The 25,547-nt window shown below is 63.1% G+C and carries 26 protein-coding genes; 8 read left to right on the top strand and 18 right to left on the bottom strand.

The window, feature by feature from the left end:
• Positions 1 to 194 precede the first annotated feature (194 nt).
• A complete protein-coding gene (locus ISM_RS15475; protein WP_009815139.1) occupies positions 195 to 953 on the bottom strand; it encodes a LuxR family transcriptional regulator in 759 nt (252 codons plus the stop codon).
• Positions 950 to 1,393: a type II 3-dehydroquinate dehydratase gene (aroQ, locus tag ISM_RS15470; protein ID WP_040618606.1), complete on the bottom strand. Its 444-nt coding sequence runs from the start codon at positions 1,391 to 1,393 to the stop codon at positions 950 to 952. The genes ISM_RS15475 and aroQ overlap by 4 nt, the downstream gene beginning before the upstream one ends.
• Before the next feature lie 191 nt (positions 1,394 to 1,584).
• Here aroQ and ISM_RS15465 point away from each other — a divergent pair, with 191 nt between their 5' ends.
• The 3 genes from ISM_RS15465 (at position 1,585) to ISM_RS15455 (ending at position 3,637) form a co-directional block, all read left to right on the top strand.
• Entirely contained in the window at positions 1,585 to 1,824 is a 240-nt protein-coding gene (locus ISM_RS15465; protein ID WP_009815137.1) for an Lrp/AsnC ligand binding domain-containing protein, read from the top strand.
• A gap of 177 nt (positions 1,825 to 2,001) precedes the next feature.
• The gene (locus ISM_RS15460) at positions 2,002 to 3,348 is read left to right on the top strand and encodes an ISNCY family transposase (RefSeq protein ID WP_009815136.1); all 1,347 of its coding nucleotides are present in this window, start codon (positions 2,002 to 2,004) and stop codon (positions 3,346 to 3,348) included.
• Positions 3,349 to 3,364: 16 nt separating this feature from the next.
• Positions 3,365 to 3,637, top strand: a complete 273-nt coding sequence (locus ISM_RS15455) for a hypothetical protein (RefSeq protein WP_009815135.1) — start codon at positions 3,365 to 3,367, stop codon at positions 3,635 to 3,637.
• A 248-nt stretch (positions 3,638 to 3,885) separates the two neighbouring features.
• Here ISM_RS15455 and ISM_RS15450 read toward each other — a convergent pair whose 3' ends face one another.
• Positions 3,886 to 5,109: an acyl-CoA dehydrogenase gene (locus tag ISM_RS15450; protein ID WP_040618144.1), complete on the bottom strand. Its 1,224-nt coding sequence runs from the start codon at positions 5,107 to 5,109 to the stop codon at positions 3,886 to 3,888.
• 120 nt (positions 5,110 to 5,229) lie between these two features.
• Here ISM_RS15450 and ISM_RS15445 point away from each other — a divergent pair, with 120 nt between their 5' ends.
• The gene (locus ISM_RS15445; protein WP_009815133.1) at positions 5,230 to 6,159 is read left to right on the top strand and encodes a LysR family transcriptional regulator; all 930 of its coding nucleotides are present in this window, start codon (positions 5,230 to 5,232) and stop codon (positions 6,157 to 6,159) included.
• Positions 6,160 to 6,222: 63 nt separating this feature from the next.
• Here ISM_RS15445 and phoB read toward each other — a convergent pair whose 3' ends face one another.
• From phoB to ISM_RS15395, 10 genes are all read right to left on the bottom strand, one after another.
• Positions 6,223 to 6,912, bottom strand: coding sequence for a phosphate regulon transcriptional regulator PhoB (phoB, locus tag ISM_RS15440; RefSeq protein WP_040618143.1), 690 nt, complete (start codon positions 6,910 to 6,912; stop codon positions 6,223 to 6,225).
• A 15-nt stretch (positions 6,913 to 6,927) separates the two neighbouring features.
• Positions 6,928 to 7,653, bottom strand: a complete 726-nt coding sequence (gene phoU, locus ISM_RS15435; RefSeq protein WP_009815131.1) for a phosphate signaling complex protein PhoU — start codon at positions 7,651 to 7,653, stop codon at positions 6,928 to 6,930.
• A gap of 12 nt (positions 7,654 to 7,665) precedes the next feature.
• Positions 7,666 to 8,463, bottom strand: a complete 798-nt coding sequence (gene pstB / locus ISM_RS15430; RefSeq protein ID WP_009815130.1) for a phosphate ABC transporter ATP-binding protein PstB — start codon at positions 8,461 to 8,463, stop codon at positions 7,666 to 7,668.
• 19 nt (positions 8,464 to 8,482) lie between these two features.
• Positions 8,483 to 9,832: a phosphate ABC transporter permease PstA gene (pstA, locus tag ISM_RS15425; protein ID WP_009815129.1), complete on the bottom strand. Its 1,350-nt coding sequence runs from the start codon at positions 9,830 to 9,832 to the stop codon at positions 8,483 to 8,485.
• Entirely contained in the window at positions 9,829 to 11,289 is a 1,461-nt protein-coding gene (gene pstC / locus ISM_RS15420; RefSeq protein WP_040618142.1) for a phosphate ABC transporter permease subunit PstC, read from the bottom strand. Before pstC ends, pstA begins: the two co-directional genes overlap by 4 nt.
• A gap of 111 nt (positions 11,290 to 11,400) precedes the next feature.
• A complete protein-coding gene (locus ISM_RS15415) occupies positions 11,401 to 12,459 on the bottom strand; it encodes a substrate-binding domain-containing protein (RefSeq protein ID WP_009815127.1) in 1,059 nt (352 codons plus the stop codon).
• Between the two features lie 238 nt (positions 12,460 to 12,697).
• Complete coding sequence (locus ISM_RS15410; RefSeq protein WP_009815126.1) at positions 12,698 to 13,741, bottom strand: sensor histidine kinase; 1,044 nt, start codon at positions 13,739 to 13,741, stop codon at positions 12,698 to 12,700.
• 2 nt (positions 13,742 to 13,743) lie between these two features.
• The gene (locus ISM_RS15405; RefSeq protein WP_009815125.1) at positions 13,744 to 14,271 is read right to left on the bottom strand and encodes a gamma carbonic anhydrase family protein; all 528 of its coding nucleotides are present in this window, start codon (positions 14,269 to 14,271) and stop codon (positions 13,744 to 13,746) included.
• Positions 14,268 to 14,930 (bottom strand): guanylate kinase, encoded by a 663-nt coding sequence (gene gmk, locus ISM_RS15400; RefSeq protein WP_009815124.1) that lies wholly within the window; start codon positions 14,928 to 14,930, stop codon positions 14,268 to 14,270. The genes ISM_RS15405 and gmk overlap by 4 nt, the downstream gene beginning before the upstream one ends.
• A complete protein-coding gene (locus ISM_RS15395; RefSeq protein WP_009815123.1) occupies positions 14,920 to 15,798 on the bottom strand; it encodes a YicC/YloC family endoribonuclease in 879 nt (292 codons plus the stop codon). The genes gmk and ISM_RS15395 overlap by 11 nt, the downstream gene beginning before the upstream one ends.
• Before the next feature lie 247 nt (positions 15,799 to 16,045).
• Between ISM_RS15395 and ISM_RS15390 the strand changes: the two genes are divergently transcribed.
• Positions 16,046 to 16,819 (top strand): PAS domain-containing protein, encoded by a 774-nt coding sequence (locus ISM_RS15390; protein WP_009815122.1) that lies wholly within the window; start codon positions 16,046 to 16,048, stop codon positions 16,817 to 16,819.
• A gap of 132 nt (positions 16,820 to 16,951) precedes the next feature.
• Positions 16,952 to 17,458 carry a hypothetical protein gene (locus ISM_RS15385; protein ID WP_009815121.1) on the top strand — a complete coding sequence of 169 codons (507 nt, stop codon included), beginning with the start codon at positions 16,952 to 16,954 and terminating at the stop codon, positions 17,456 to 17,458.
• A 137-nt stretch (positions 17,459 to 17,595) separates the two neighbouring features.
• Here the strand turns inward: ISM_RS15385 and ISM_RS15380 are convergent, their stop codons facing one another.
• Positions 17,596 to 18,963 (bottom strand): class II 3-deoxy-7-phosphoheptulonate synthase, encoded by a 1,368-nt coding sequence (locus tag ISM_RS15380; RefSeq protein WP_009815120.1) that lies wholly within the window; start codon positions 18,961 to 18,963, stop codon positions 17,596 to 17,598.
• 166 nt (positions 18,964 to 19,129) lie between these two features.
• On the opposite strand from ISM_RS15380, the gene ISM_RS15375 reads away from it, so the two are divergent.
• Positions 19,130 to 20,131, top strand: a complete 1,002-nt coding sequence (locus ISM_RS15375) for a GlxA family transcriptional regulator (RefSeq protein ID WP_009815119.1) — start codon at positions 19,130 to 19,132, stop codon at positions 20,129 to 20,131.
• Between the two features lie 21 nt (positions 20,132 to 20,152).
• On the opposite strand, the gene ISM_RS15370 is transcribed toward ISM_RS15375, so the two are convergent.
• From ISM_RS15370 to ISM_RS15355, 4 genes are all read right to left on the bottom strand, one after another.
• Positions 20,153 to 21,241, bottom strand: coding sequence for a PQQ-dependent sugar dehydrogenase (locus ISM_RS15370; RefSeq protein ID WP_009815118.1), 1,089 nt, complete (start codon positions 21,239 to 21,241; stop codon positions 20,153 to 20,155).
• 74 nt (positions 21,242 to 21,315) lie between these two features.
• The gene (gene dxs, locus ISM_RS15365) at positions 21,316 to 23,244 is read right to left on the bottom strand and encodes a 1-deoxy-D-xylulose-5-phosphate synthase (RefSeq protein WP_040618139.1); all 1,929 of its coding nucleotides are present in this window, start codon (positions 23,242 to 23,244) and stop codon (positions 21,316 to 21,318) included.
• Between the two features lie 27 nt (positions 23,245 to 23,271).
• On the bottom strand, positions 23,272 to 24,135 hold the full coding sequence (locus tag ISM_RS15360) for a polyprenyl synthetase family protein (RefSeq protein WP_009815116.1): 864 nt from the start codon (positions 24,133 to 24,135) through the stop codon (positions 23,272 to 23,274).
• 2 nt (positions 24,136 to 24,137) lie between these two features.
• Positions 24,138 to 24,380 (bottom strand): exodeoxyribonuclease VII small subunit, encoded by a 243-nt coding sequence (locus ISM_RS15355; RefSeq protein WP_009815115.1) that lies wholly within the window; start codon positions 24,378 to 24,380, stop codon positions 24,138 to 24,140.
• A 144-nt stretch (positions 24,381 to 24,524) separates the two neighbouring features.
• On the opposite strand from ISM_RS15355, the gene ISM_RS15350 reads away from it, so the two are divergent.
• On the top strand, positions 24,525 to 25,511 hold the full coding sequence (locus tag ISM_RS15350; protein ID WP_009815114.1) for a phosphotransferase: 987 nt from the start codon (positions 24,525 to 24,527) through the stop codon (positions 25,509 to 25,511).
• The last annotated feature ends 36 nt before the right edge of the window (positions 25,512 to 25,547 follow it).

Here is a 25,547-nt window from a genome sequence, read left to right as displayed (position 1 = left end):
GGACCGGTCCACCGAGCCTTGAAATGCCAAGGATTGTGGGCCCGATGTTCCCAGGCGAAAATTGCCACCACTCACGGAACACGTCTAAATTGCAAAATAATTTCATGGAATGAAAGTCAGGAAATCCGTACCTTCAATGAAATGAATGCAAATTTAAGCAGTGTATATTAAGATTGATTAAACCTTAGGGCGGTTTAGGACGGTTCCAGCGTGAAGATCTGGTTCTGGAAACTGGCCTTGAGCACCGCCTGCGCCGTGGTCTCGACGCTCAGCGCATCGCGGGCCAGGCGCAGATGCTTTTCAACCGTAGCGGGCGTCAGATTGAGCAAGAGCGCGATATCCTGCACCGTTTTGCCATCGCCGACCCAGCCCAGAACCTCGCGCTGCCGCGCCGTCAGGCTGCGGGTCGGGCTGGTATAGGGCAGGGAGAGGATGCGCAGATGCGCGATGTTGTTGAGCAGCAGGATATCGTCGCCATGCTCGGCCCAGATCGCATCGACCTCGTCCTGTCCCATGCCGGCCCGCGCGGTGAGCGCAATCGCCGCCTTGGTCCGGGCACTGACCGATTGAAACGAGATCGAATAGCCCGCGGTCACCTGATGCGAGATGTTGAACGCGACGACCTTGCGCTCCTGCGCGCTGAGCGTGCCGGTCTCCGCCATCTCATGCAGCACCGACCAGGAACACGGGCCTTCATGTTCCAGCGCCCATTTCACCATAGGCGCGTGAAAATAGAGGCCGCCATTCACAAACCCATCCATATACTCGGGATCGTGATTGGTCAGGATGACGAAATCCTCGGCATCGCCGAGCGAGGTCGCGGTGCGAAACCGCGTCGCGCCATAGATCAGCCGATCAAACCCATAGCCCGCCATCCGGCGCACCAGATGATCCCAGAGGGTTTCAAGCTCTGACGCATGCAGAAAATCGTTAAGTTCGGTACTGTCGATCATTTGGACATGTGCAAGTAACTGATGAGAGCGTCCATCGCCAAAGGATAACCTGCCGCGCCGAAACCGCAAATCACACCAACCGCGACCCGCGCGATATAGGATTTATGGCGAAACTCCTCGCGCGCATGGACATTCGACAGATGCAGCTCCACCACCGGCAGCTCGACCGAGCTGATCGCATCCATCAAGGCGATGGAGGTATGGGTGTAGGCCCCGGCGTTGAGGATGATCCCGTCGTGGCTGCCGCGCGCGCCATGGATGGCTTCGACCAGCGCGCCTTCGTGATTGCTCTGCTCAAAGCCGATGCTGACATTGGTCTCGCGCGCATGGGCACGGCACATGTCCTCGATATCTGCCAGCGTGGTCGCCCCGTAGATCTCGGGCTGACGTGTGCCCAAGAGGTTGAGGTTGGGGCCGTTCAGAATGAGCAGTGAGGTCATGATCAGCTTCCTTTTCGTGACCATTGCAATACCGCTCAAAACTGACGCTGTCGAGCGTCACAAGCCATCTTCTGTGCCATGCGCGACGGCTGTGCGGACAATGGGTCACCGGCATTTGGACATTTGCAATTGGGACAAAGCCACGTAAAGCTGCGCCCCAAGCCATTTCATCCTGCCACACGAGAGGGACCATGACCACCTGCGTATTCGTCCAGATCCGCTGCAAGCCCGGCACGACCTACAAGGTCGCCGATGCCATCGTCCTGCGCGAAATCCATTCCGAACTGTTCTCGACCAGCGGCGAATATGATCTGCTGCTCAAGCTCTACGTGCCCGCGGGCGAAGATGTCGGCGTCTATATCAACGACAATATCGCGATGATCGAGGGGGTCGAGCGCACGCTCACCACATTGACCTTCAACGCGTTCTGACAAAAGAGACGCCAGGGCAACGGGTTAGACCGCTGTTTTCATGCAGCCCGCACATGCTATATTAACATAATACTGATTATGCGACTTTTGCCTGTAGCCGCAAAGCAGTAATGTCACCCATCGGCAAAGCAGAAGTGTCACTCTCGCCTGCAATGAGAACAGGCAGAGAGATCGGGCATGGGATGGGTGATGATGAGCGAGCGCGAGTTGAACCGCGTGGAGGTTTTGGCACAGGTCGATGACGGCCGGCTGACGGTTGAGAATGCGGCGAACCTGCTGGATCTGACACGGCGGCAGGTATTCCGGCTGCTGAAGCGATACCGCCAGGACGGCGCATCCGCGATCCGTCACAAGGCGCGCGGCAAGCCTCCGAACAACCGGATCCACAAAGCGAAGCGCGACTATGCCTTGGCGTTGATAAAAGAAAACTATGTGGATTTCGGGCCGACGCTGGCCGCGGAAAAGCTGGCGGAACATCACGGGTTCAAGGTGTCCCGTGAGACGCTGCGCAAATGGATGATTGAAGACGGCATCTGGCTGTCGCGCAAACAGCGCCGGACGTTCCACCAGCCGCGTCTGCGCCGGGAATGCTATGGCGAGCTGATCCAGATCGACGGCTCCGATCACCGCTGGTTCGAGGATCGGGGCGGTCCCTGCACCCTGCTCGTGTTCATCGACGATGCCACCAGCACGTTGATGGAACTGCGGTTTGTCAAATCCGAGAGCACCTTCAGCTACTTCGAAGCGCTTGAGAGCTACCTGCATACCCATGGGCGGCCGGTTGCATTTTACAGTGACAAGCACTCGGTGTTTCGCGTGGCCAAGGAAGACGCCAAGGGCGGCGCGCGGATCACTCAGTTCGGGCGCGCTTTGAGTGAGCTGAATATCGAGATTTTGTGCGCCAACTCAAGCCAGGCGAAGGGTCGCGTGGAACGCGCCAACCGCACGCTTCAGGACCGGCTTGTCAAAGAGCTGAGACTGGCAGGTGTTTCGAATATAAAGGCCGGAAACGCCTTTCTGGAAGGCTTCAAGGCCCGCTTCAACGCCAAGTTTTCCAAGGCCCCGGCCAAACCGGATAACCTGCACCGGGCGCTGAATGTGGAACCGGACCGTTTGGCGGAAGTGCTGTGCTGGCGTGAGAACCGATATGTCGGAAAGCAACTGACATTTTCCTATGACCGCAAGCGGATCATGCTCGAGGAAAGCGAGATCACACGCGGCCTGGTCGGCAAATATGTAGACACCTACGCCTTCGTGGATGGCCGGTTTGAGGCGCGCTGGAAAGGCCGCTCCCTGCCCTACAAAATCTTCGACATGGATCAGCGCGTGACCCATGCGGCTATCACCGGCAACAAACGCCTGAGCGCTGTCCTCGAGCACATCAAAGAGATGCAGGAGGCCGCCCCGCCCAAGCCCAAGGTGCGGACGAACTCAGAGAAGATGGGTTATAAGCCGAATGGCCGGAGACCAAGCCGGCCGTCAGGGTCGCGGGCCAAGAAGAAGATTGTGCACGCGGCCGAATAGGCCCAAGAATGAAGGCATGACTGCCGACGACGACCCAGAAATCATCTTCTCCGATTACACGCAATCCGTCGTCATCGACGGGCATCATTTCGATGTTGAGATCTACCGGACCAGCATCAATCCCGGCTGGATCCTGTCCGTGGAGAACCAGTTCGGCACGTTGACGGTTTCCGATAACCCGCCCTTCTTCGGTGATGGCCTCGCCTGGCGCGCCTTTGAAGAGATCCTGCGCGAAGAAGGCATCAAAGCATTCTACAATAAGAAAGAACGGCGAAAGCTCGGTCTATGACCTGAGCCCCGCAAGGCTTTTCAGCCCTTCGATATGTGGGGTCTACGGGCTGCTAAGCCTTGCTCACGTCACGCCTCTTGGTGACGTTTCTGTTTTGCGCAGCCGGTGACATTTCTGAATGGTGTTTACATTGCCTGTGGGCTGACAGGGTCCCCGCTGCCGCTCTTTCTGGTTCCAAATACCCATAATGAAACGGCCCGCCAGAGATCCTGACGGGCCGTTCTGTCATCCAAACTCTCTCAAGCGCTTCAGAAGAACGCCTGAAGCCCCGTCTGCGCCCGGCCAAGGATCAGCGCGTGCACGTCATGGGTGCCCTCATAGGTGTTCACCGTCTCGAGGTTCATCATGTGGCGGATCACCTGGAACTCTTCCGAGATGCCGTTGCCGCCATGCATGTCACGGGCGTGGCGCGCAATCTCGAGCGCCTTGCCGCAATTGTTGCGCTTGATCAGGCTGATCATCTCGGGCGCCGCATTGGCCGCATCCATGAGCCGCCCGACCCGCAGCGCCGCCTGCAGGCCCAAGGTGATCTCGGTCTGCATATTGGCGAGCTTGAGCTGGAAAATCTGCGTCTGAGCCAGCGGCTTGCGAAACTGCTGCCGGTCGAGCCCATATTGACGCGCCGCGTGCCAGCAGAACTCGGCCGCGCCCATCACGCCCCAGGCAATGCCATAGCGCGCCCGGTTGAGACAGCCGAACGGCCCCTTGAGGCCCTCGACATTGGGCAGCAGCGCATCTTCGCCCACTTCGACGCCATCCATCACGATTTCGCCGGTGATCGAGGCGCGAAGGCTCTGTTTTCCTTCGATCTTCGGCGCGCTCAGCCCCTTCATCCCTTTCTCGAGGACAAAGCCGCGGATCTTGCCATCATGGGCGTCGGACTTGGCCCAGACCACGAACACATCGGCGATCGGGCTGTTCGAAATCCACATCTTCGAGCCCTTGAGGCGATAGCCGCCCTCGATCTTCTCGGCGCGGGTTTTCATCCCCGCCGGGTCGGAACCCGCATCAGGTTCGGTCAGACCAAAACAGCCGATGAATTCGCCGCTGGCGAGTTTCGGCAGGTATTTCTGCCGCTGCTCTTCGCTGCCATAGGCATAGATCGGGTACATCACCAGGCTCGACTGCACCGACATCATCGAGCGATAGCCCGAATCCACCCGCTCGATCTCGCGCGCCACGAGGCCATAGCCGACATAGCCACCGCCGAGCCCGCCGTATTCCTCGGGGATCGTGGTGCCAAGCAGGCCCATCTCGCCCATTTCGCGGAAAATCTCGGGATCGGTCTTTTCCTGCGCGTAGGCCTCGATCACCCGCGGCTGCAGCTTTTCCTGGGCAAAGCTGCGGGCGCTTTCCGCGATCATCCGCTCGTCTTCTTCGAGCTGATCGTTGAGGCGGAACGCGTCTTGCCAGTCAAAACTGCCAAGATCGGGTTTGTCTTTCGGCTTCAGGCTCGGGGCATCCAGTGACATCTTGCGGTCCTTTCCATGCGAAACAGGCATTCATTTCCGGGTTTGACCGGTGTATATATGAGAAAACCTGCGGTGAATAACGATATATCCGCATAATCCTATGAGGGAACAGCATATATCATGCCCCTGCCCCGCGCCCATATCCCCTCGACCGCCGCGCTGCGGGTGCTCGAGACGTTTGACCGGCTCGGCACCACCATTGCCACCGGTGACGCGCTCGGCCTCACGCAAAGCGCGGTGAGCCGGCAGCTCAAGACGCTGGAAGAGCAGCTTGGCGTGGCGCTCTTTCACCGCGAGGGCCGGCATCTGGTGCTGAGCGCCGCGGCGCAGGCCTATGCCGCTGAGGCGCGCGAGGCGCTGGCGCGGCTGACCCAGGCCGGGATGCGGCTGCGCGCCCCGGTCGATCACGGGCGGCTCAACCTCGCCATCCTGCCGACCTTCGGGATGCGCTGGCTGGTGCCGCGCTTGCCGGAATTTGCCCGCGCCCATCCCGAGGTGACGATCAATCTCTCGACCCGGCTGCAGAAGTTCAACTTCGCCAGTGAAGGCATTGATGCAGCGATACATTTCGGCGATGCGGATTGGCCCGGAACACAGGCGCTGCGGCTGATGCAGGAACAGGTCCTGCCGGTCGCGGCCCCCGATCTGCTGGGCAATCTGCTGGCCGGCATGAAACCCGACGCGCTGCCCGAGCCAGCGGCGCTGGCACAGCTGCCGCTTTTGCATATCGACACCCGCCCCGAGGCTTGGCCCACGTGGTTTGCCCGGCATGATGTGGCCGCCCCGCGGCTCACCGGCACCGTGCATGATCAGTTCTCGACGATCATTCAGGCGGCGCTGCATGGGCTTGGCGTGGCGCTCTTGCCGCTCTATCTGGCCGAGCCCGAGATCGCCGCCGGGCGGCTCGTGGCGCTCGCCCCGCATCCCGTAGAGCTGCCGGGCGCCTATTACCTCGTCTGGCCCGAGGCGCGCGCCACCGATCCGGCCTTGCGGGCCTTTCGCGACTGGCTGGCGGCGGTGGTCGACGAAGAGGACATGCTGCCGCGCTGAACGTAAAACCGGGGCAAAGTTCCCCCTGCCCCGGACACCCACTTCGCGTCACTCGTAAATCTTTTAGCCCAGCGCATATCCCGCGCCGCGCACCGTGCGCAGCGGGTCATCGCCGCCATATTGACAGAGCGCCTTGCGCAGCCGCCCGATATGGACGTCCACAGTGCGCGTATCGACATAGATGTCGCGGCCCCAGACCCGGTCGAGCAATTGCTCGCGGCTCCAGACACGGCCCGGTTTCTCCATGAAGGTCGACAGCAGGCGAAACTCTGTCGGCCCGAGCTTGAGCGACTGATCGGCCCGCGTCACCCGATGGGTTTCCGCATCGAGCACGATATCGTCAAATTCGAGCCGCGCGCCCATCGCCGCCGGCCGGGTCCGGCGCAGCTGCGCCCGCACCCGCGCCATGAGCTCGGCCACGGAATAGGGTTTCACCACGTAATCATCGGCGCCGGTCTCGAGGCCTCGCACCCGGTCCACCTCTTCCGAGCGGGCCGAGAGCATGATGATCGGCACGCCCCGCGTGTCGCTGCGCGATTTGAGCTGCCGACAGACTTCGATGCCGGACACATTGGGCAGCATCCAGTCGAGCACGATGATATCTGGCGACACCTCATCCACCAGAAGAAGCGCCTCTTCGCCATTCTCGGCCGCCGCCACCTCAAAGCCGTCGGCCTCGAGATTATAGGTCAGGATGTCGCGCTGGGCCGGTTCGTCTTCGACCAGCAACACGCAAGGTTGTTCTGCACTCATGGTCCGTATCCAGTCCTAGCTTGCTGCCCCTTGGGACAGATCGGGATTGACCGAGGTCTGATCGCCCTTGGGACGGGTGTCCTCGGGCATCTCGCCGGTCACCAGATAGATCACCTGCTCGGCGATCGAGGTCACATGGTCGCCCATCCGCTCGGTATTCTTGGCAATGAAATGCAGATGCATACAGGGCGTGATGTTGCGGGGATCCTCCATCATGAAGGTGAGATATTCACGAAACAGCGCATTATACATCTGATCGATGTCGCGGTCGCGCTCCATCACGTCCCGGGCGAGGCCCGCGTCGCGCTGGATATAGGCGTCGAGCGCATCCTTGAGCATCCGCTCCACCTCGCGCGCCATGCGGCGCAGGGCGGCGGCGGCGTCATGCACCGGGGCCATGGACGACAGGACCGTGGTCCGTTTCGCCATGTTCTTGGCATAGTCGCCGATCCGTTCGAGATTGCCGCTCACCTTGAGCACCGACAGAACGATGCGCAGATCGACCGCCGTGGGCGCGCGCAGCGCGATCACGCGGGCGACCTCTTCGTTGATCTGCTCTTCGAGCGCGTCGATCACCTTGTCGCGGCGGCGGACGGTCTCGGCCAGCTCTTCGTCCCGGGTCTCGAGCGATTGCGCCGCGTCGAGAATGGCCTCTTCCACGAGGCCGCCCATCTTCATGATGCTGGCCTGAATGCCTTCGAGGTCGCGGTCGAAGGCCGATTGGATATGTGTGTCCTGCATGGTCCTGTCCTCTTACCCGATCCGGCCGGTGATATAGCTTTCAGTGCGTGAATCTTGCGGGTTGGTGAAAATCTGTCCGGTCTCGCCGAACTCCACCAGATTGCCGAGGTGGAAGAAGGCGGTCTTCTGGCTCACCCGGGCGGCCTGCTGCATCGAGTGGGTGACGATGACCACCGAATAGCTCTCGCGCAGCTCGTCGATGAGCTCTTCGACCTGGGCCGTGGCGATGGGGTCGAGCGCCGAACAGGGTTCGTCCATCAGCAGAACTTCCGGCTCGGTCGCAACGGCGCGGGCGATGCACAGACGCTGCTGCTGCCCACCCGAAAGACCGGTGCCCGGCGCGTCGAGACGGTCCTTGACCTCGTTCCAGATCGCCCCCCGGCGCAGGGCGCGCTCGACGATCTCGTCGAGATCGGCCTTGTCGCGGGCGAGCCCGTGGATGCGCGGCCCATAGGCCACGTTGTCATAGATCGACTTGGGGAACGGGTTGGGTTTCTGGAACACCATGCCGACCTTGGCACGCAGCTGCACCGGATCGACCCGCTTGTCATAGATGTCTTCGCCGTCGAGCTTGATCTCGCCCTTGACGCGGCAGACGTCGATCGTGTCGTTCATCCGGTTGAGACAGCGCAGAAAGGTCGATTTGCCACATCCCGACGGGCCGATGAAGGCGGTCACAGTGCGGTCTTCGATATCGACATCCACGTCCTTGATGGCATGGGTGTCGCCATAATAGACCTGCACGCCGCGCGCCGAAATCTTGGTTGTCTTCTGGTCCACTTTCATCTCCCGGTTTGGAGCGTCATACATTGGTTTGATCCTCGTTCTCTTACCAGCGGCGCTCAAAGCGACGGCGCAGGATGATGGCAATGGCGTTCATGGTCAGCAGGAACACCAGCAGGATGATGATGCCGCCCCAGGCCCGTTCATAATAGGCCGGGTCGGCGCGTTTCGCCCATTCATAGATCTGCGCGGGCATGGCCGAGTTCGGATCGAGGAACCCCGAGGCAAACCCGTCGGGATAGTTCGAGGCGATATACCCCACCATCCCGATGAGCAGCAGCGGCGCGGTCTCGCCCAGCGCTTGTGCGAGGCCGATGATCGTGCCGGTCAGGATGCCGGGCATGGCAAGCGGCAGCACATGGTGAAAGATCGACTGCATCTTCGAGGCCCCGACGCCCAGCGCCGCATCGCGGATCGACGGCGGCACCGCCTTGAGCGAGGCGCGCGTCGAGATGATGATCGTCGGCAGGGTCATCAGCGTCAGCACCAGACCGCCCACCAGAGGCGCGGATTGCGGCAGATGGGCAAACTGGATGAACACCGCGAGGCCAAGGATACCGAAGACAATCGACGGCACCGCGGCGAGGTTCGAGATATTGACCTCGATGAGATCGGTGAACCGGTTCTGCGGCGCAAACTCCTCGAGATAGATCGAGGCGGCCACCCCGATCGGCAGGCTGAGCACCAGCACCACCAGCATCATGAAGAACGACCCCAGCATCGAGACCCCGATCCCCGCCTGTTCCGGGCGGCTCTCCGAGGCATCGGCGCCGGTGATAAAGCTCAGGTTGAACCCCTTGCTGACGATCCCCGCATCGCGGAGCTGGTCGGTCAGGTCGAGCTGCTCGACAGAGATGTTCTTGTCATCGGCCACGTCTTCACGTTTGACCCGGCCCTTGAGATAGCCATCGACCCGGCTCGAGGCGAGCAGGCGAAACTCGACCGTCTCGCCGATCTGCTCGGGGTTCGCCACCACATAGTCGCGCACCTCCGCCGCGGCCGAGGCCGACAGCAGGTTCTTCATGTCCTTGGACTTGGTGAGCGGGGTCTCGATGCCGCTTTTCTGAACCTCCGAGAGAAGCCCATCCTGGATCAGCGGCGCATAGCCGAAGGTCGACACTTTCTTGATCTCTTCGATGTCGCCCGTGCCGTTCTTGTCGAGCTTGGCCGGGTCGAGATAGACCGGCACGTTGACAAAGCTCTGCTGAAAGGCGCCGACCCCATTGTAGAGGATCGAGGACACCAGCACGACGAGGAAGAACAGACCGGTGAGAATGGCCGCCATGCCATAGGCGCGGAACCGGCGTTCGGCCCTGTTGCGCTTTTGGGTGCGGGCGTCCGCCGCCACCAGCGAGGTCGCGGGTGCGGCTTGCGGAGTTGCGGTCGCGTCGGTCATTCGTATTGCTCCCGGTATTTGCGCACGATGTAGAGCGCGAAGATATTGAGACCCAGCGTGATGACGAAAAGCGTCATGCCGAGCGCAAAGGCCACCAGCGCTTCGGGGCTGGCGAAATCCGCGTCCCCGGTGAGCTGGCTCACGATCTTGGCGGTGACGGTGGTCATCGCATCGAACGGGTTCATGCTGAGCCGGGCCGCGGCCCCTGCCCCGAGCACCACGATCATCGTCTCACCGATGGCGCGGCTCGCGGCGAGCAGGATCGCCCCCACGATGCCCGGCAGCGCGGCGGGCAGGATCACCTGACGGATCGTCTCGGATTTGGTGGCGCCAAGCCCGTAGGAGCCGTCGCGCATCGCCTGCGGCACCGCGTTGATGATGTCATCGCTGAGCGAGCTCACGAAGGGGATGAGCATCACCCCCATGACGAGGCCCGCGGTCATCACCGCCGTGCCCGCCTGCATCCAGCCAAGGCCTTCGTCGCCAAAGACCTGCAGCAAGAGCGGCCCGACGGTGAGCAGCGCGAAAAGACCGTAAACGATGGTCGGGATACCGGCGAGGATCTCGATGAGCGGCTTGGCCACACCGCGCACCGCGGGGCTGGCATACTCCGAGAGATAAATCGCCGCAAAGAGCCCGATGGGCACCGCCACCAGAAGCGCGATGATCGAGATATAGAGCGTGCCCCACAGCAGCGGCAGAATGCCAAGCTCGGACCCGCCGCCAAAGCTCGGCGCCCAGGTCAGCGAGGTGAAGAACTCCGACGCCGGGTAGAGCTTGAAGAACTCGATCGTGTTGAAGATCAGCGACAGCACGATGCCGAGCGTGGTCAGGATGGCGATCGAGGCGGCCGCAACCAAGAGCACGCGAATGCCGCTCTCGACGACGTTGCGGGCGCGGAACTCGGCCTTGGTGCGCGACATGGCAAAGACGAACCCGCCAAAGGCCAGCGCCAACACCAAAGCGGTGAGCATCCAGCTGCCAGCGGCATTCATCGTGCGGTAGGTCTGCGCCGCCGAGAGGATTTCAGGGGTCACATCAGAGCCCAGCGCCACACCGACCGCACCAAGCGTGTCGCGGATCGTGCCATCGGCGCTCAGCGTCTTGGCGGCATCGGCGCTCAGCACGCCCTGGCTCACCGCCAGGTCGAGCCCATCGGCCACCCGGCGCACATCGCTCATCACGAGGCTGAGCGTGCTGCTCTCGGGAATGGCGCTTTGCGGGATGTCGCCAGAGATGCTCGCATTGATCACCAGCGGCTGCGCGATGAGCCAGACCAGCACAAGGCCCAGCGCCGGCACAAGCGCGCTCAGCGCCACATTGGCGCCGTAGAAGCTTGGCAAGGAGTGCAGCACGCGACTGTCGCCGCCTGCCGATTTGAGGGCCCGGGCCCGTCCCAGCCCATAGCCGATCAACGCCATCGCGCCGACAATCAAAACTAACCAGAATACAGGCATTGCGGTCCCCCAAGCCCTTTTTCGTCCCCAGATGTCCCAGCGGCCAGAGGCGTGCAAACATCAAAAAGGGGCGGCACGAGAACCCGCGCCGCCCCAGAGCAAGCCTTTGGCTTACATGCCTTCGCCCATGGTCGCTTCGTCAGCCACCAGAGTTTGGGTCGCGGCCAGTTCCGGATCGGACACGAGGCCATAGTCGGAGAGCGGGCCATCGGGGCCTGCGATCTCGTCGCTGACAAAGAATTCAGCGTATTCTTTGAGGCCCGGGATCACGCCGATATGCGCTTTCTTGACGTAGAAGTAGAGCGGGCGCGACACCGGGTATTCGCCGCTGGCGATGGTCTCGGTCGAGGGGGCCACATCGGCCATGGTCGCAACCTTGAGCTTGTCGGTGTTGTTCTCGTAGAAGGCCAGGCCAAAGACGCCAACGCCGTTCGAGTTGCTGTCGAGACGCGCCAGAGTCTCGGTGTAGTCGCCGTCGATGTCGACCGATTTGCCATCGGTGCGGACGTTGTAGCAGGCTTTATGCGCCGCTTTGCCCTTGGCTTTGTCGTCTTCGCCTTCGGCTTCGGCTTTCAGCAGCTCATAGGCGCCGGTGTCTTCACAGCCCTGAACCAGAACTTTTTCTTCGAACACTTCACGGGTGCCATGCTTGGTGCCGGGGATGAAGGTGGCGATTTCCACGTCGGGCAGATCGGCGTTGAAATCCGACCATTTCTGATAGGGGTTGTCGACCAGCTTGCCGTCGATGACCACTTTCGGGCTCAGCGCGTTGAACAGGTCCGCCTGGGTGAAGGTGGTGAATTCGGGGCCGGTCTTCTGGCTGGCAAAGACGATCCCGTCATAGCCGATGCGGACTTCGATGATGTCGGTCACGCCGGCTTCGGCACAGGCCTTGATTTCTTTTTCGCGGATCTTGCGGCTCGAGTTGGCGACGTCGATGGTGTTTTCGCCAACACCTTCGCAGAAGCGCTTGAGACCAGCCGACGAGCCGCCGGATTCGACGACGGGCGTCGGGAAGTCAAAGTTTTCGCCAAAGGCTTCGGCCACGATCGAGGCATAGGGCAGCACGGTCGAGGAACCGGCAACCTGAACGTTGTCGCGGGCGGCAGCGGCAGTGGCCGACACGGCCAGGATGGCCAGAGCCGAAGTGCTGAGGGTGAAACGGGACATGTGTCGCTCCTTAGATGCGATTTGAATTTGGCAGCGGCCACAACTGCGTGGCCTACAGCGGCGGTCTACGCCCCACGGACAAAGCTTTTGTTACGATTTTGTAACGGTTTTATGACAGCGTGGATTTGTTGAAGAAAACCAGACAAAACAGCCGATTTTTTGCCCTGCCACCGGCTGACAAACCGCGAACAACCGCGCGCCAGAGGGGAATCATGACATCTGCACCCCTGAGACGAGCTCAGCGAGGGAGAATCACCCGGAACACGCTGCCCTGCCCCAGCTCGCTTTCGATGCGAAGCCGGCCGCGGTGGCGGCTCACGATATGTTTGACGATGGCGAGGCCAAGCCCGGTGCCGCCCATTTCGCGCGACCGGTGGCTGTCGACCCGGTAGAATCGTTCCGTCAGGCGCGGGATATGGATCTCGGAAATTCCCGGCCCCTCGTCGCGCACCGACAACAAGAGCGCATCGCGGCGCAGCATCGGATCATTCTCGGCATGGCTCAGCGTCACGGTGACGGTCTTGCCCTTGCCGCCGTATTTGACCGCGTTCTCGATCAGGTTGGTCACCACCTGACGCAGCTGGTCGGCATCGCCCGGCAGTTCCGTGTCGCTCTGCGGCAGCTCGAGATCGAGCGTCACCTCGGAATTCTCCAAGAGCGGCCGCAGCGTATGCGCCACGCTGCGCACCAGCCCCGCCAGATCGACCGTCTGATTGGGGCGCACCCGCTCTTCGCTCTCGACCCGGCTCAGCGCCAGCAGATCGCGCACCAGCCGCTCCATCCGGTTGGCTTCGGAATACATCGTCGCCAAAAACCGGTCCGAGGCCGCGGTATCGCCCCGCGCCGGGCCCTGCAGCGTCTCGATGAACCCCATCATCGCGGTGAGCGGCGTGCGCAGCTCATGGCTCACATTGGCGACGAAATCGCGCCGCATCTGGCCTGCCCGCTCCATCGGCGTCACATCCTCAAAGGACACCAGAACCCCGGCCTTGCCGGCAAATTCGACCCAGGCCGCCTGCACCCGATAGGTGGTGTCCTGCGCCCCGTCATTGCCGAGATAGCGCCCGACCTGCGGCACCTGGCTCGCGAGACAATCCTCGATCGCGTCCATCACCGCCGGCTGTCGCAGCGCCGTGATGAAATGCCGCCCCACCAGATGCTCGCCCAACAGCGCCCGCGCCTGATCATTGACCGCATGGATGCGCTCGTCGCGCCCGATCACCAGTGCCGCCAGCGGCAGTGCCGCGATCAGCCCGTCGATCTCGTCGCGCACCAGCTCCATGGTCAGATCCTCTCAAGCCCGTCGCGAAACCGCCGCATGTTCTTCTGATAGCCCAGCGCGCTCAGCTTGAGCCGATCCACCGCCGCCGCATCCAGCGCCCGCACCACCTTGCCCGGCGCGCCCATCACCAGACTGCCATCGGGGATTTCCTTGCCCTCGGTGATCAAGGCCCCTGCCCCGATGAGGCAATTGCGGCCGATCTTGGCACCATTGAGAACAGTCGCCCCCATCCCGATGAGGCTATTGTCGCCGATCACACAGCCATGCAGCATCGCCTTATGGCCGATGGTACAACCTGCGCCGATCACCAGCGGATAGCCCATATCGGTGTGCAGCACCGCGTTTTCCTGAATATTGCTGCCCGCACCGACACGGATCAGCTCATTATCGCCGCGCAACGTCGCCCCGAACCAGACCGACGTGGCACTTTCAAGCGCCACCTTGCCGATCACATTGGCATCGGGCGCGACCCAGAAATCGCCATCCTCGGGTGTCTGCGGGGCAACCCCGTCGAGCGTATAGAGCGTCATGCCGTCTCCTCATATTCCGCCTGCAAGGCGCGCACATGGTCGGTCAGCGCCGGCTGCTGAATACGTTTGAGCCGCGCCGCCTCGACGATGGATTTGAGCCGCTCTTCGGTCGCGTCAAGATCGTCATTGACCAAAACGAAATCATATTCCGCCCAATGGCTTATCTCGTCCCAGCTCTTCTGCATCCGTTTCGCGATCACCTCGGCGCTGTCCTGGCCCCGGCTCTCCAACCGGCGGCGCAGCTCGGCGATCGAGGGCGGCAGGATAAAGATCGACAGCGTGTGCTTGCCAAGGTCCGAGTTCTGGATTTGCTGTGCGCCCTGCCAGTCGATGTCGAAGAGCACATCGCGCCCGGCGCTGATCGCCTCTTCCACCGGCCCCTTGGGCGAGCCATAGAAATTGCCGAACACATGCGCATGTTCGAGCATCTGCCCCTCGCTCACCTGATGGCGAAACCCGGCCTCGTCGAGGAAATAGTAATCCTGCCCATCGATCTCGCCCTCGCGCGGCGCCCGCGTCGTGGCCGAGACCGAGAAACTCAGGCTCTCGTCCCATGCCCGCAGCCGCCGGGTGAGCGTCGATTTCCCCGCCCCCGAGGGCGAGCTGAGAATGATGAGCAAGCCGCGCCGCGACGGCAGTTTTTTCGCGTCACTCGACATTTTGCACCTGCTCCCGCATCTGGTCGATCACCGTTTTCAATTCGAGCCCGATCTTGGTCAGCGCGCCCGATTGCGCCTTGGAACACAAGGTATTGGCCTCGCGGTTAAATTCCTGCGCCAGAAAATCGAGCTTGCGGCCAATCGGGCTGCCAGTGGCGATCATGTCGCGCGCCGTTGTAACATGCGCATGAAGCCGGTCCAATTCTTCGGTCACATCCGATTTCACAGCGAGAAGCGCCAGCTCCTGCGCGATCCGGTCCGGGTCTGCCCCCTCGCTGTTGTCGAGCACCCGCGCCAGCGCGTCACGCAGCGCCTGCGCCACATCCTCGCGCCGCGATTGGGCGGCCTCCGCCGCCTCGCTTGTCAGCCGCGAAATCTCGTCGAGCTGGCCTGCGAGGATCTCCTCGAGCGCCCGGCCCTCGCCGCGCCGCATATCGAGAAATCCGTCGAGCACCGCTTCGAAATCTGCCAGAAGCGCCGCTTGCAACGCGGTGGTGTCGGCCTCGCTGCTGGCCATCTCGAGCACGCCGCGCTGCGCCAGAATATCGCCGGGCCGCGACGGGGCGAGCGAGATGCCGCGCGCCATCGCTTCGCTCTCGATCCGGGCAATCGCCTCGAGCACATCGTCGAGCTGCGCCTCGTTGACCTGCATCCGTGCGGCGCGCTGTTCGCTTTGCAGCCGCAGGTTCACCGTGACATTGCCGCGCGCCAAACCCTTGCCAAGCCGCGCCCGCAAGGCGGTCTCAAGCCCCTCAACCCAATCCGGCACGCGCAGCCGCAGGTCGAGCCCCTTGCCGTTCACCGAGCGCAGCTCCCAGTCCCAGGCATAGCCCTCGCTCGCGCCCCGGCCCGAGGCAAACCCTGTCATTGATATCAGCACGCCTAGTCTCCGCTTTTGGTTCGCGCCTCGTCCTACGCGGGCTTGCCCCCTCGCGCAAGGTCGCGGCCCGCCAGAGCCCCGCCAGATGCTTGCCAGGAACCTGCCAGAGGCCTTGCGGCCAGAGGTTAACCAATCGTTTAGGATTTGAGTCAATTCTCATGGGACTTGTGTCATCATGGTGGCAACCGGAGGTCTGAGGACCGCGTTGACCGGACAGCAGCAAGGACGCGATGACATGCAAGATGATCGGCACGACACACCACGGGACGACGAGGGCAAGCGCTTCGACGGCGCGGACCGGCGTGCCTCCTCTGGCGCAGCTTCGAACACGCCGCAGCCCTTCAGCGGCCTCACCCGGCTCTTGCGCCGCGCGACCCAAGAAGACGCGGCGCTCGATGCGATCTCCGACTATTGGCACGGGCTGCGGCGCGGCCATCTCGTACCACGCCGCGCCGATCTCGACCCGCGCGGCTTCTCGGATCATGTCTCCTCCGTCTTCGTACTGGAAAAAATCGCCCCCGGCCTCGCCCGGTTTCGCATCGCCGGCCAACAGGTGAGCGAAGTCATGGGCATGGACCTGCGCGGCATGCCGCTCAGCGCGCTGATCCAGCTCGGCAGCCGCGACGCGTTGCAAGCCGATCTGGTGCGGCTCTTCGAGGAACCGGCCATCTTGCGGATGCGCCTGCGCTCGGGCGCGCGGCTCACCGGCGCGATGCTGCTCCTGCCGCTGCGCAGCGATCTCGGCGATGTCTCTCGCGCCCTTGGCATCCTGCGCACGCGCGGCCCGGTGGGCAGCGGCGTCAACCGCTTTGGCATCACCAGCAGCTCGGTCCAGCGCATCGCACAGCCACAGGGCCTCCCGCCCGGCTACCCGCTGCCCACCGCTTCTCCCACCGCCCATCCCGCGCCCCAGCCCGGCTTTGCCGAGCGACAGCTCGACTTTCTCGCCCCCGGCTCGGACGCGCCCAGCTATCCGAGCGAGCGGCCCTACCTGCGGCTGGTCCGCTAAGACCCTGACAGCCTCATCCCGGAAACTCTGATCCGGGAAAGGAATTGACCGGGCACCCCTCTTGGCTAAGCTGATCCCGGGCGCAGTTTCCGCGCCCGTGTACCTTGCGCGATGCCATTTCGGAGGCCATTCATGAAATCTCTCATTCTCCCCGCTCTTCTCGTCACCGCTGCCAGCCTTGCCACAGCCCCCGCCGCCCTTGCCGAGATTTCGGTCAAGCTCGGCGGCGGCTGGGATGGCAAACGGGTGCCCGCCGGTCAGCACTGCCCGCTCTTTGGTGGCAAGGGCGCGACCCCGCCGATGCAGGTGAGCGGCCTGCCCCAGGGCACGGCCTGGGTCTATGTGGAATTCAACGACCGCAGCTACAAACCGCTGTCGCGCGACGGCGGTCATGGGGTCATCGGCTACCCGGTGAAAGGCGCCTCGGCCAATCTGCATCCGGTCCCCGGTCTCGCCGGCAAGCTCCCCGGTCAGGCCAAGGTCATCAAACCGGCGCGCGGCACCGGCAAGTATAAATCGCGCGGCTACCTGCCGCCCTGTTCCGGTGGCAAGGGCAACGCCTATTTCGCCGTGGTCAAGGCGATCTCGGCCAAGGGTCAGGTGCTCGATCGCGGTCAGGTCGAGCTCGGCCGCTACTGACCTTCGAGGCGCGAAATCGGGGCGTATCGAGGGGGCAAAATGTGCACCGACGCGCTGCCGTCGTTTTACCGACGGGATACCGACATAAAAAAAGGCGGGGTTTCCCCCGCCTTTATACGTTTCTTGTATCGGCTGAATTACACCGCGACGGCTTGCCGGTCCTCGCGCAGGCTCGACAATTCCTCGGCCACGAGGAAGGCCAGCTCGAGCGATTGCGACGCGTTGAGACGCGGATCGCAGGCCGTGTGGTAGCGGTCGCTCAGGTTTTCCTCGCTGACCGCCTGGACGCCCCCGATACACTCGGTCACGTCCTGACCGGTCATCTCGAAATGCACCCCGCCGGGGATCGTGCCCTCGGCCTTGTGGATCGCGAAAAATTCCCGCACCTCGCGCAGAACCCGTTCAAAAGGCCGGGTTTTATAGCCGCTGGCCGATTTGATCGTATTGCCATGCATCGGGTCGCAGACCCAGGTTACGTCAAAGCCTTCCTCGGCCACGGTGCGGATCAGCTTGGGCAGATGTTCGCCCACATTGCCCGCGCCAAAGCGGTTGATCAGGGTGATCCGGCCCGGCTCGTTCTTCGGGTTCAGAATGCCGATAAGCTGCTTGAGATCCTCCGGCGTGATCGACGGTCCGCATTTGAACCCGATCGGGTTCTGCACGCCGCGCAGGAACTCCACATGCGCGCCATCCGGCTGCCGCGTGCGGTCCCCGATCCACAGGAAATGCCCCGACCCCGCCAGCCATTTGCCCGTGGTCGTATCCACCCGCGTCAGCGCCTCTTCATACTCCAGAAGCAGGCTCTCGTGGCTGGTGTAGAAATCCACCGTCTGCAGCGTATGGGCGCTGTCACTGTCGACACCGGCGGCCTTCATGAAGTCGAGCGTATCGCTGATCCGGTTCGCCATCTCACGATAGCGCGCGGCCTTCTCACCCTCGGTAAAGCCCAGCGTCCAGGCATGGACCTGATGCACATCGGCATAGCCGCCCGTTGAAAAAGCCCGGATCAGGTTGAGCGTCGCCGCTGCTTGAGTATAGGCCTGCAACATCTTGGACGGGTTGGGAATTCTCGCCTCGGGCGTGAAGTCCAGCTCGTTGATGATATCGCCCCGGAAGCTCGGAAGCTCGACATCGCCCTGGGTTTCCGTGGGCGCCGAACGCGGCTTGGCGAACTGGCCCGCGATGCGGCCCACTTTGATCACCGGCACCTTGGCGCCATAGGTGAGCACCATCGCCATCTGCAGCATCACCTTGAACGTGTCACGGATGCCATCGGCGCTGAATTGGTCAAAGGCCTCGGCACAATCGCCGCCCTGCAACAGGAAGGCCTCGCCGCGCGCCGCCGCCCCAAGCTGGGCCTTGAGCCGCCGCGCTTCGCCTGCAAAGACGAGCGGCGGATACTGGCTAAGGCGCGCCTCGACATCCTGCAGCGCATCCATATCCAGATAGTCGGGCATCTGGATCCGCGGCTTGTTGCGCCATCCTTTTTTCTGCCACTCGCTCATCTTCTCTCTCCACCTTCAGAAGTCTGAAATAGCCATATAACGCGCCACGGGCCAAATCGCCATATCCGAGATATAGTAAAAACCGGAAATTCCGCGCGACCCCTTGTGTTTGTGCGCGATTTCACAGAAGACGGTTCAATTCCACAGCCAATCGGAGTGGCGGCCGATGACAGTACAGGCAAAACAGACCCGCGGGTCCAACGCAGACGCGCCCCGGCGCTTTGTGTTCGTTTTGATGGAGGGATTCACCCTGCTGAGCTTTGCCTCGGCCGTGGAATGTCTGCGTATTGCCAACCGGATGGCCGGCAAACCGATCTATGAATGGCAGGTCTCTGGCGACACCGAAGAGACGATTTCCTGCTCCGCCGGCTCGCGGTTTCAGATCGACATCCCGCTGAGCGAACTCAACCGCGACGACACGGTGATGCTCTGTGGTGGCATGGATATTCATCTCGCCACCACCAAACGCCTGCTGAGCTGGCTGCGCCGCGAGGCCCGTCGCGGGCTGCCGGTGGCCGGGCTCTGCACCGCCTCTTACACGATGGCGCGCGCCGGGCTTCTGGATGGCAAACGGGCGACGATCCACTGGGAGAACCACGACAGTTTCGCCGAGGAATTCGACGAGGTGAACTTGACGAAATCGGTCTTTACCGTCGATGGCAACCGGATGACCACGGCGGGCGGCACCTCGTCCATTGATCTCATGCTGCATATCATCGCCAAGGATCACGACGAGAAACTGGCCAATGCCGTGGCCGATCAGCTCATCTACAACACGATCCGCACCGATCAGGACACACAGCGTCTCTCGGTGCCGACCCGCATCGGCGTCCGCCACCCCAAGCTCAGCCAGGTCATCCAGATGATGGAGGGCAATATCGAAGAGCCGATCAGCCCCTCGATCCTCGCCAAGGACGCGGGCATGTCGACGCGACAGCTCGAACGGCTCTTCCGGCGTTATCTCAACCGCTCGCCCAAGCGGTATTACATGGAGCTGCGGCTGCAAAAGGCGCGCAACCTGTTGATGCAGACCGATATGACGGTGATCAACGTGGCGCTGGCCTGCGGCTTTTCCTCGCCCTCGCATTTCTCGAAATGCTACCGGGCGCATTACAACACCACGCCCTATCGCGAACGCGGCTCGCAGGCCTCGCGACTGTCGATCTGACGCGGGCCTATCGGACTCGAATTACGGGCTGAGCCGATAGAGCGCGCCCTGCTCTTCCGACAGGATCCAGATCGCCCCATCCGGCGCCTCGCGCAGATCCCGCAGCCGGCCGGTCTCTGGCCCCTCGATCCGTTCCTCGGTCCAGCCGTCGCCCGAGCTCTCGGACGGGTCAAGCCGTGACAGAAACCCGAATTTGAGACTGCCCGTGAACACATCGCCGCGCCACTCGGGCCAGAGCGCGCCGGAATAGATCATGAGGCCAGAGGGCGCGATCGACGGGTCCCAGTAATGGGCGGGCTGTTCCATCCCCGGCTTGGCCGTGCCCTCGCCGATCTTGGCCCCGGAATAATGCCGCCCGTAGGAAATCACCGGCCAGCCGTAATTCGCGCCTTTCACCACGCGGTTCACCTCGTCACCGCCCTTGGCGCCATGTTCGCTCACCCAGAGCTGCCCATCGAGGTCGAGCGCCGCGCCCTGCGGGTTGCGATGCCCATAGGACCAGATCGCGCCGCGCACGCCCTCTTGCCCGACAAACGGGTTGTCACGCGGCACTTCGCCCGCGCGGCTGATGCGCAGCACCGAACCGTTTTCGCGGCTCAGATCCTGCGCCGACGGCCTGTCGCCACGCTCGCCGATGGTGACAAAAAGCGTGCCATCGCGGGCCTCCACAAGGCGCGAGCCGAAATGCCGTCCGCCGCTGGACCCGGGCGTCATCTCATATATCACAGTCCAGTCCTGCAACGCATCGCCCGCCGGGCTGAGCCGCGCCCGCGCCACCGCCGTGCCCTCACCCTGCCCTTGCGGTTTGGCGAAGGTAAAGAACAACTCGCGCCGCGTCTCGAAAGCACCCGGCACCAGAATATCCAAGAGCCCGCCCTGCCCGCGATTGGCAATCTCGCCGAGCCCGGTGATCTCGCTCAACCCTCCATCGGGGTCGAGCCGCAGAAGCCGCCCGGCTTTCTCGGTGATCAGAACCTCGCCCGAGGGCAAAAATCCAAACCCCCAAGGCGCAGAGAGCCCCTGCGCCTTTTCTTCGACGCGCAACGCGCCTTGCGAGCTCTCCAGCGCCTGCAAAGGCAGCGCCCAGAGCGCCAGGCAGGCAAATATCATTGGAAATCGGGGCATCTCTCCTCTCCCTTTGGGGGACAGGAGTAATCTAGGGGCTGATCCGAGGATTGCGAGGGTCAGGCGCGCTGATCGCTGATCCGGGCCACGCCCAAGAGCTCGAGCACCTTGGCCTCGATATCCTCGGCACTCAGCCCCGCCACCCGGTACATATCCTCCGGGCTCGCCTGATCGATAAAGATATCGGGCAGCACCATCTGGCGGAATTTGAGCCCATGATCGAACACGCCCTCCTCTGACAGAAGCTGCGCCACATGGCTGCCAAAGCCGCCAACGGCCCCCTCTTCGATGGTGATGAGCGCCTCATGCCGCGCCGCCAGATCGAGGATCATGTCGCGGTCGAGCGGCTTGGCAAAGCGCGCATCGGCGATGGTCGGCGTGATGCCGCGCGCGCCCAGCGCCTCTGCGGCGCGGCGCACCTCGCCGAGCCTCGTACCAAAGGACAGGATCGCCACGCCCTTGCCCTCCTGGATGATCCGGCCCTTGCCGATCTCGAGCGGCACGCCACGGTCTGGCATCTCGACGCCCACGCCCTCGCCACGCGGATAGCGAAAGGCAATCGGGCCCTCGTCATGGGCGGCGGCGGTCGCCACCATATGGACAAGCTCGGCCTCGTCAGCGGCGGCCATCACCACCATCCCCGGCAGGTTGGCCAGAAAGGCCACATCATAGCTCCCGGCATGGGTCGCGCCATCCGCGCCCACAAGCCCCGCGCGATCAATGGCGAAACGCACCGGCAGGCGCTGAATGGCCACGTCATGCACCACCTGATCATAGCCGCGCTGCAAGAAGGTCGAATAAAGCGCACAGAAGGGCCGCAGCCCCCCGGCGGCCAGCCCCGCGGCAAAGGTCACCGCGTGCTGCTCGGCAATGCCCACGTCGAAACAACGACTGGGATAGCGTTCCTCGAAGAGCTTGAGCCCGGTGCCATCGGGCATCGCGGCCGTCACCGCACAGATCCGCTGATCTTCGGCAGCATGGGCGAGGATCGCGTCGGAGAAAACCGCCGTATAGCTCGGCGCATTGCTCGGCGATTTCTTCTGCTTGCCGGTCACCACATCGAATTTCGCGGTCGCATGCCCGCCATCGCGCGCCGCCTCGGCCGGGCCATAGCCCTTGCCCTTCTTGGTCAGCACATGGATGAGGATCGGCCCCGTCGCGCGATCCTGCACCGTGCGCAGCACCGGCAAGAGCTGATCCATGTCATGGCCATCAATCGGCCCGAGATAGGAGAACCCCAGCTCTTCAAAGAGCGTGCCGCCGACGGCGAGCCCCTTCAGCATGTCGCGCGCCCGCTTGGCGCCTTCCTGAAACGGGCCGGGCAGCAAGCTCACCGCGCCCTTGGCGGCAGCCTTGAGCTCCTGGAACGGCGCCTCGGCATAGAGCCGGCTCAGATAGGAGGACAGCGCGCCCACCGGCGGCGCGATCGACATCTCATTGTCGTTGAGAATGACGATCATCCGTTTCTTCAGATGGCCCGCGTTGTTCATCGCCTCAAAGGCCATGCCCGCGCTCATTGCACCGTCGCCGATCACCGCAATCGCATCGCCATGGCCGGTCTCGCTTGCGCCACCCAGATCGCGCGCCACGGCAAAGCCCAGCGCCGCGCTGATCGAGGTCGAGCTATGCGCCGCGCCGAACGGGTCATAGGGGCTCTCGGAGCGTTTGGTAAAGCCCGACAGCCCATCCTTCTGGCGCAGGGTGCGCATCCGGTCGCGCCGCCCGGTGAGGATCTTATGCGGATAGCATTGATGGCTCACGTCCCAGATGATCTTGTCGCGCGGCGCGTCGAACACCGCATGCAGCGCCACGGTCAACTCGACCACGCCAAGCCCCGCCCCCAGATGGCCCCCGGTCTGCGACACGGCGGAGATTGTCTCGGCGCGCAGCTCATCGGCCAGCTGACGCAGCTCGGCATCGGACATCCGCTTGAGATCGGACGGGCTGGAAACACGGTCCAGGATCGGTGTTACTGGAGCATCAGACATCTGGCACACCCCTCCTTTGGGGGGAAATCAACTGGACCTTGCGATAACGAAGCGCGCCAGAGCCCGCAAGTCATCGCCATCCTCACCATATATATCGAGCGCGGCAATCGCCTCGTCGATGAGGGCGCTTGCGCGGGATTTCGCCCCGGCCAGCCCGAGATGCGACACAAAGGTCGCCTTGCCCGCCGCGGCATCCTTGCCCACCGCCTTGCCGGTTTCTTCGGCACAGCCCTCAACATCCAATATGTCATCGGCGATCTGAAAAGCCAAACCGACGGCCTGCGCATAGCGGGTGAGCGGCGCGGGATCTGCCCCCGCCATCACCGCCCCGGCAATGCCCGACCAGATGATGAGCGCACCGGTCTTGCCGGCCTGCAGCGTGGTGATCTCGTCGAGGCTGAGCGGCGTGCCGGCGGTCTCAGCCGCGATATCGAGCGCCTGGCCCAGCACCATCCCCTGCCCGCCCGCAGCGCGTGCCAGCCCGAGGCAGAGCTCGGCCCGCACCTCGCCACTGCCCGCACGCGGATCGGCCACGCATTCAAAGGCCAGCGATTGCAGCGCATCGCCCACCAGAACGGCGGTCGCCTCATCCCATTTGCGATGCACCGTCGGACGGCCCCGGCGCAGATCGTCGTCATCCATGCAAGGCATGTCGTCATGCACGAGGCTATAGGCGTGCAGCGCCTCGATCGCGGTGGCGGGCCAGATCGCCTGTTCCGCCGGCACCCCATGCAGCCGCGCGCCCTCGATCACCAGATAGGCCCGCAGACGCTTGCCGCCCTCGGTGGCATAGCGCATCGCCTGCGCCAGCTCGCCCGTGCCAAATGGCGCCAGAACATGATCGAGATGGGCGGCAACCCCGGCTGCCACCTCCGCCAGACGCTCTTGCATGGTCACATTTCCTTGGTGGGCGTCGTGCCGGTGGGCTGTCCCTGCCCGTCGAGCGTGATGGTGGCCACCTTCTCTTCGGCTTCCTTGAGCTTCTTTTCACAGCGTTTTTTAAGAAGCGCGCCACGCTCATAGAGGGTGATCGATTCCTCGAGCGCCACATCGCCGCGTTCGAGCTTGTTGACCACGGCCTCAAGCTCGCGCATGGCGTCTTCAAAGCTCATTTCATTGACATCGGCTGTGCTCATCTCGCTCTCCTCTTCCAGACGCAGGATTCCTGCCCCGCGTGCGGGTTCGCGGCACCATAGCCAGAGCCGCGCCGGGGTTCAATTCGCTAAGCGCCCCGCGCGACCGTAGCTTGACCGCAACCGCGCCCTGCGGGATGCTGCGCCATGACCGGACCCCAAACCAAAAACCAGACCCCCAATTTGGCCAGCGATATCGCGGCGCTCATGGACGTCTCGGCGCGGCTCGAAGCGATCGCCGCCGCCGATCCCGTTCTCGCGGCTGTCGAATTTGGCGAGATCATCCGCAACGTGCCCGGGCGTTATGCGGTTTTGCATTGCAAATACAATGGGCTGGACGCCATTCTTCGACTTTCCACCGGCTCGGTCGACATCGGGCTTGATCAGACCTGGGAAGAGATGAACCGCCTCTGGCCGCATCTGCGGGACGGACGGCTGACCATGGCCGAGCCGCTCTATTATAACGCCGCCCAAGGCGCGCTGATCGTGTCGCGGGCGGAGGGGCAGCCGCTGTTTGCGCTGGCGCGGCAGATGCCGGGGCCCGAGGCGCTGCCGATGCTGTGCGAGGCGGCCCAATGGTTGCGCCATGCCACGCGGGACAGCGAGGCAGACCGCGCCGCCCGTCCCGGCCCCTGGCGCGCCCGCGCCGCCAAGGCCGCCGCGAAACAGCCCTTTGCCGATCTACGCGCTCTCGAGGACGAAATTCTTGTTATTCTGGAACAGCTTGAGAAACATATTTCAGGTCAGAACTGGCGCGTCGCGATCATCCACGGCGATTTCCATCCCGACAATCTCTTGCGCAGCGCGCGGCACCTCTCGGGCATCGACTTTGGCGGCAGTCACCGGCTGCCGATCTACAAGGATATGGCGCGGTTCCTGATGCATCTCGGGCGGCGCGGTCTCCTGCCCTCGGGCGCGCGCTGGATGGGCGTCGATGCCGCGCTGGCGCAGGCTTTCAAGACCAGTTTCGAGCTAAGCCCCTTCGAGGCCGAGATCCTGCTGCCCTTCTTCCTCGGGGTCGAAGCGCTGTTGCGGGTGGAAAACCGCAACCTTCCAGACCGCCGCATCCGCGCCGCACGCCGGATGTATGAAGGGCTCTTGTCGGATCTCACCGCGCTCGCGGGTCGGCTTTGACAAAACAAAAAGCCCCCTGAAATCAGGGGGCTTTCC

The sequence above is a fragment of the Roseovarius nubinhibens ISM genome (assembly GCF_000152625.1).
Classification (GTDB): Bacteria; Pseudomonadota; Alphaproteobacteria; order Rhodobacterales; family Rhodobacteraceae; genus Roseovarius; species Roseovarius nubinhibens.
The sequence above is the reverse complement of the archived record's forward strand: the minus strand, read 5'-3'. Positions and strand labels throughout refer to the sequence as shown.

Excerpts from the sequence above, each read along its gene's own strand:
- ISM_RS15475 (WP_009815139.1), bottom strand. The coding sequence starts at position 953 with ATGATCGACAGTACCGAACTTAACGATTTTCTGCATGCGTCAGAGCTT.
- aroQ (WP_040618606.1), bottom strand. The coding sequence starts at position 1,393 with ATGACCTCACTGCTCATTCTGAACGGCCCCAACCTCAACCTCTTGGGC.
- ISM_RS15465 (WP_009815137.1), top strand. The coding sequence starts at position 1,585 with ATGACCACCTGCGTATTCGTCCAGATCCGCTGCAAGCCCGGCACGACC.
- ISM_RS15460 (WP_009815136.1), top strand. The coding sequence starts at position 2,002 with ATGGGATGGGTGATGATGAGCGAGCGCGAGTTGAACCGCGTGGAGGTT.
- ISM_RS15455 (WP_009815135.1), top strand. The coding sequence starts at position 3,365 with ATGACTGCCGACGACGACCCAGAAATCATCTTCTCCGATTACACGCAA.
- ISM_RS15450 (WP_040618144.1), bottom strand. The coding sequence starts at position 5,109 with ATGTCACTGGATGCCCCGAGCCTGAAGCCGAAAGACAAACCCGATCTT.
- ISM_RS15445 (WP_009815133.1), top strand. The coding sequence starts at position 5,230 with ATGCCCCTGCCCCGCGCCCATATCCCCTCGACCGCCGCGCTGCGGGTG.
- phoB (WP_040618143.1), bottom strand. The coding sequence starts at position 6,912 with ATGAGTGCAGAACAACCTTGCGTGTTGCTGGTCGAAGACGAACCGGCC.
- phoU (WP_009815131.1), bottom strand. The coding sequence starts at position 7,653 with ATGCAGGACACACATATCCAATCGGCCTTCGACCGCGACCTCGAAGGC.
- pstB (WP_009815130.1), bottom strand. The coding sequence starts at position 8,463 with ATGTATGACGCTCCAAACCGGGAGATGAAAGTGGACCAGAAGACAACC.
- pstA (WP_009815129.1), bottom strand. The coding sequence starts at position 9,832 with ATGACCGACGCGACCGCAACTCCGCAAGCCGCACCCGCGACCTCGCTG.
- pstC (WP_040618142.1), bottom strand. The coding sequence starts at position 11,289 with ATGCCTGTATTCTGGTTAGTTTTGATTGTCGGCGCGATGGCGTTGATC.
- ISM_RS15415 (WP_009815127.1), bottom strand. The coding sequence starts at position 12,459 with ATGTCCCGTTTCACCCTCAGCACTTCGGCTCTGGCCATCCTGGCCGTG.
- ISM_RS15410 (WP_009815126.1), bottom strand. The coding sequence starts at position 13,741 with ATGGAGCTGGTGCGCGACGAGATCGACGGGCTGATCGCGGCACTGCCG.
- ISM_RS15405 (WP_009815125.1), bottom strand. The coding sequence starts at position 14,271 with ATGACGCTCTATACGCTCGACGGGGTTGCCCCGCAGACACCCGAGGAT.
- gmk (WP_009815124.1), bottom strand. The coding sequence starts at position 14,930 with ATGTCGAGTGACGCGAAAAAACTGCCGTCGCGGCGCGGCTTGCTCATC.
- ISM_RS15395 (WP_009815123.1), bottom strand. The coding sequence starts at position 15,798 with ATGACAGGGTTTGCCTCGGGCCGGGGCGCGAGCGAGGGCTATGCCTGG.
- ISM_RS15390 (WP_009815122.1), top strand. The coding sequence starts at position 16,046 with ATGCAAGATGATCGGCACGACACACCACGGGACGACGAGGGCAAGCGC.
- ISM_RS15385 (WP_009815121.1), top strand. The coding sequence starts at position 16,952 with ATGAAATCTCTCATTCTCCCCGCTCTTCTCGTCACCGCTGCCAGCCTT.
- ISM_RS15380 (WP_009815120.1), bottom strand. The coding sequence starts at position 18,963 with ATGAGCGAGTGGCAGAAAAAAGGATGGCGCAACAAGCCGCGGATCCAG.
- ISM_RS15375 (WP_009815119.1), top strand. The coding sequence starts at position 19,130 with ATGACAGTACAGGCAAAACAGACCCGCGGGTCCAACGCAGACGCGCCC.
- ISM_RS15370 (WP_009815118.1), bottom strand. The coding sequence starts at position 21,241 with ATGATATTTGCCTGCCTGGCGCTCTGGGCGCTGCCTTTGCAGGCGCTG.
- dxs (WP_040618139.1), bottom strand. The coding sequence starts at position 23,244 with ATGTCTGATGCTCCAGTAACACCGATCCTGGACCGTGTTTCCAGCCCG.
- ISM_RS15360 (WP_009815116.1), bottom strand. The coding sequence starts at position 24,135 with ATGCAAGAGCGTCTGGCGGAGGTGGCAGCCGGGGTTGCCGCCCATCTC.
- ISM_RS15355 (WP_009815115.1), bottom strand. The coding sequence starts at position 24,380 with ATGAGCACAGCCGATGTCAATGAAATGAGCTTTGAAGACGCCATGCGC.
- ISM_RS15350 (WP_009815114.1), top strand. The coding sequence starts at position 24,525 with ATGACCGGACCCCAAACCAAAAACCAGACCCCCAATTTGGCCAGCGAT.